This is a genomic window from Longimicrobium sp., assembly GCF_036280135.1.
GTDB lineage: Bacteria > Gemmatimonadota > Gemmatimonadetes > Longimicrobiales > Longimicrobiaceae > Longimicrobium.
Map to the genome: position 1 here is coordinate 1 of NZ_DASURI010000768.1, position 4,142 is coordinate 4,142.

Annotated in this window: 4 protein-coding genes and 1 pseudogene; 1 reads left to right on the forward strand and 4 read right to left on the reverse strand. The window is 72.9% G+C overall.

Translation table 11 applies throughout. The features are described from left to right. Positions 1-199 precede the first annotated feature (199 nt). Both VFZ20_RS24840 and VFZ20_RS24845 read right to left on the reverse strand, forming a co-directional pair. On the reverse strand, positions 200-1,087 hold the full coding sequence (locus tag VFZ20_RS24840) for an aldo/keto reductase family oxidoreductase (protein WP_329686654.1): 888 nt from the start codon (positions 1,085-1,087) through the stop codon (positions 200-202). A 17-nt stretch (positions 1,088-1,104) separates the two neighbouring features. After that, positions 1,105-2,013: an NmrA family NAD(P)-binding protein gene (locus VFZ20_RS24845; RefSeq protein WP_329686655.1), complete on the reverse strand. Its 909-nt coding sequence runs from the start codon at positions 2,011-2,013 to the stop codon at positions 1,105-1,107. Between the two features lie 147 nt (positions 2,014-2,160). Between VFZ20_RS24845 and VFZ20_RS24850 the strand changes: the two genes are divergently transcribed. Beyond that, positions 2,161-2,877 carry a helix-turn-helix domain-containing protein gene (locus tag VFZ20_RS24850; protein WP_329686656.1) on the forward strand — a complete coding sequence of 239 codons (717 nt, stop codon included), beginning with the start codon at positions 2,161-2,163 and terminating at the stop codon, positions 2,875-2,877. A gap of 375 nt (positions 2,878-3,252) precedes the next feature. Here the strand turns inward: VFZ20_RS24850 and VFZ20_RS24855 are convergent, their stop codons facing one another. Beyond that, positions 3,253-3,747, reverse strand: coding sequence for a hypothetical protein (locus VFZ20_RS24855; protein ID WP_329686657.1), 495 nt, complete (start codon positions 3,745-3,747; stop codon positions 3,253-3,255). Then, positions 3,744-4,142 (reverse strand): annotated as a pseudogene (locus VFZ20_RS24860) (sodium:proton exchanger); the annotation flags it as partial. The pseudogene VFZ20_RS24860 and the gene VFZ20_RS24855, both read right to left, overlap by 4 nt.

Below are 4,142 nucleotides of genomic sequence, written 5' to 3' on the forward strand. Positions count from 1 at the left end.
AGGCTGCCGTCCCGCGCGATCCCACCTCCCTCCCCCACGCAGTTTGTGGGGGAGGGTCGGGGAGGGGGGCGCTCACCCTTCGCCGGACGCCTCTTCAGCACGCAGGGTGCCGTCCCGCGCGATCCCACCTCCCTCCCCCACGCAGTTTGTGGGGGAGGGTCGGGGAGGGGGGCGCTCGCCCTTCGCCGAATGCCAGCGCTCAGGACGCCGATGCCGTCGCCGCGCCGCCGATGCCGTCCAGCTCGGCGAGGACATCATCCGCGAGAGACAGCTCCGCGGCCGCCAGGTTCTCGCGCAGGTGCGCCACCGACGACGTGCCCGGGATGAGCAGGAGGTTGGGCGCGCGGTGCAGCAGCCACGCGAGCGCCACCTGCATGGGCGTGGCCCCCAGCCGCGCGGCCACGTCCGACAGCGTCGCCGACTGCAGCGGGCTGAACCCGCCCAGCGGAAAGAACGGCACGTACGCGATCCCCGCCTCCGCCAGCGAATCCACCAGCGCGTCGTCCTCGCGGTTGGCCAGGTTGTATAGGTTCTGCACGCACACCACGGGCGCGATCCCCCGCGCCTCTTCCACCTGCCGCGCCGTGGCGTTGCTCAGCCCCAGGTGCCGGATGAGGCCCTGCTCGCGCAGCCGGGCCAGCGCCGTAAAGCGCTCCGCCACGGAGCTCTCGGACGGGCCGTGTCCGTCGCCCATCAGGCGCAGGTTCACTACGTCCAGCGCGTCCACGCCCAGGTTGCGCAGGTTGTCGTGCACGGCCCGTTCCAGCTCGGCGGGGCTCTGGGCCGGGTTCCACGACGCGTCCTCGCCGCGCACGGCGCCCACCTTGGTGACGATCACGAGGCCGTCCGGGTACGGGTGCAGCGCCTCGCGGATGACCTGGTTGGTGACGTGCGGGCCGTAGAAGTCGCTCGTGTCGATGTGGTTCACGCCGCTGTCCACCGCCTCGCGCAGAACGGCGAGCGCCGCGTCGCGGTCGCGGGGCGGGCCGTACACGCCGGGGCCGGCCAGCTGCATGGCGCCGTATCCCATGCGGTTCACGACCCGATCGCCCATTGCGAAGGTGCCGGCGTTGCGGATGTCCGTCATTGCTGAATGCTCCGTGCTCAGGATGCGGCGCCCGCGCGGGCGCCCGTGTGCGAATCGCCGTCCCGCGCCTGCAGGGCGCGGGCAAAGACCTGCGCGGGCGTGGTCGTCCCCGCCACCGGCTCCGTGCCAGCCACGCCGAAGTCGATCCACCCCGCGTTGAACGAATCCTCCATCTCCTCGTACGGGCCCGTGCGGCCGGCCGGGATGCCGATGGCCTCCAGCACGGCGGGCCACTGCGCGCGGGGAATGGCCCGCGCCCGCACGGGCCGCCCGAGCACCGCGGCCATGTCGCGGGCCACGTCGTCCGGGCTGTAGCGCGTGCCCAGCTCCACGATCCGCGCGCCGCTCCACTCCTCCGCCAGCAGCCGCGCCACCTGGCCGCCGATGTCCTCCGTGGCGATCATGGGCACGGCGCGCTCCGTCGGGACCAGGAACGTGTCGAAGTACCCGGTTTCGGCGACCCGCTCCAGCCCGTGCGCGAGGTTCTCGATAAAGGCGCCCGCCCGGACGAACGCCACGGGGAACGGCGCGTCCGCCAGCGCCTGCTCCAGCAGGTGCGTGGAGGTGATGATGCCCAGCCCGCTCGTCCGCTCCGAGCCGATGGACGACAGCACCACCAGCCGCGGCGGCGGCGCCTGGCGCAACGCCTCGCGAACGCTGGTGATGATGGCGCGCGCCTCCGGGTGGCCCGGCGCGGGAGCCATGACGGGCGGCAGCATCAAGAAGGCGCCCTCCACCCCGTCCAGCGCGGTGGCCACGGCGCCCGCGTCGTTGAGGTCGCCCTGACGCACGTCCACGCCGCGGTCGGCCCACGCGGACGCCCTCCGCGGATCGCGGACCAGCGCACGAACAGCGTGCCCGGCGTCCAGCAGCCGGCGGGCCGCCGCGCCTCCAACCTGCCCGGTAATGCCTGCGACCAAGAACATCTGCGGATCCCCTTCCGTGGACGTGACGGCTTTCGTCGACGCGATTAGTGTTATCGGCGATCGACTGCTACTGTTAACGATGATAACAGTAGCGGCGTATCGCCGATTGCGCAACACCGATCACAAGAATGTGTTATCTTTGATACCATGAGCGAGCAGACGACCATGGACGCGCGGGAGCGCATCGTGCGGGCAGCGACGGAGCTGCTGGCCCACGGGGGACGGGAGGCCGTGTCCACGCGGGCGGTGAGCGCGGCGGCCGGCGTGCAGGCGCCCACCATCTACCGGCAGTTCGGCGACATGCGGGGGCTGATGGACGCCGTCGCGCGCGAGGCGCTGGAGGCGTACGTGCGCCAAAAGACCCTCCATGAGCCGTCGGATGACCCGGTGGAGGACCTGCGGCGCGGGTGGGATCTGCACGTGGCGTTCGGGCTGGGGAATCCCGCCGTGTACACGCTCATCTACGGCGATCCCACGGCCCTGGCCGACACGCCCGCCGCGCGCCAGGGCGCCGCCATCCTGCAGGGGCGGGTGGAGCGCGTGGCCCGCGCCGGGTGGCTGCGGGTGAGCGTGGTCCAGGCGGTGTGGATGATCTCGTCCGCGGCGCGCGGCGTGACGCTCTCGCTCATCGCCCTGCCGCCGGAGGCGCGCGATCCGCGTCTGGCGGAGTCCATGCGCGATGCCGTGTTCGCCGCCATCCTCGCCCCGGCCGACGCGGCGCCGGACGGGTCGCCCGGCGCGGACGTGGCGACGCGCGCCGTGGCCCTGCGCGCGGTGCTGGGCGAGGCGCCCGCCGTCCTCTCCCCGGCCGAGCAGCACCTGCTGGGCGAATGGCTCGACCGCCTGGCCTCCGCCGCCGGCTGACGCGAGATCCTCGTCCGCGCGATGGAGCGCGGCGGCTCGTCAGGATGACCGCTCCTGCGGAACGAGGATGCAGGGAACACCGAATCCGCATGGACACTGCGCATCGGCGTTGATTTCCTGAGGGAGCGCCCGCGCGGGACTCGCCCGCTCACAGGCTACGGGCGCGACCGAAGGATCACCTTCGCGGGGCAGGGACTTCTCTACGGGACTGGGGTCCTTGCCAGGGCGGGAAGATCCTTCGGGGCCGCACGCATCCGTGTACGGTCCAGTTCGTGAGGGTCCCTCAGGAAACAACTGCTTTCAGATGCAGAGCGGCCCCGGCGAGACGTTCTCGCCGGGGCCGCTCTGTCTGCGTGGAATCATTATCAGATCTTCCTACCGCTTCGTCTCCGCCGTTCGCCGCCATGCGCGCGCGGCGCCGATGGCGTAGCACGCGCCGAGCGCGAGGCAGACGGCGGAGCTCACGGCCATGAAGGTCATCCGCCCCTTGAGCTCGTTCGCGTACGGGTCGTCCGCCAGCAGCACGATGGGAATGCCCAGCACGCCGCGCCCCAGGTAGACGGCCGCGATCAGCACGAGCGCCGTGCGCGTCAGCGGCAGACGGCGGATGACCCCCGCGCCGGAGAGCGCGTACAGCGCCCACACGCCCAGGACGGTCGCGATCCCGGCGGTGATGAGGGGCGGAACCGGAGAGCCGCGCGCGGCGTGCCGCGCCATCCGCTCGCCGGCCCCGAAGAACCGGTACCACGCCGGCCCGCCAAGGATGATCCCCACGTGCAGCAGCGCCGCGCCGCCCGTGACGATGCCGCCGGCGAGCAGCCAGCCACGCGCATCGCGCGTCCGCCCCGCGGCGTCTCCGGCGGACGTCACGCGGCCCCGTTCTCGCTCTGGCCGGCCTGGACCAGGCGCGCCCAGTCCAGCTCGGCCCAGTCCAGCTCCTCTTCCACGCGCTGAAATGCGGCGTCGCCGATGGTGCCGTCGGCGCGCAGGGCCACCAGCCGCCGTCGCTGGGCGTGCGTCGCGGCGCGCACGACGGCCTCGTCGGCATCCAGCTCGTCGCGCTCGGCGTCGGACGCGGGCTCCGACTGGGCGCGGCTCAGCTGCAGGGCGTAGCGGTGCCGCACGAGCTCCGCCGTTTCCGCGCCAGGGCACGACTGGGCCGCGGACAGCGCCGCCCGCAGCGTCTCCACCCGCGCCAGCCGCACCTCCCGCTCCACCTCGCCGTCGTCCTTCAGCCGCAGGTGCAGCAGCAGCGGCCGCAGAGT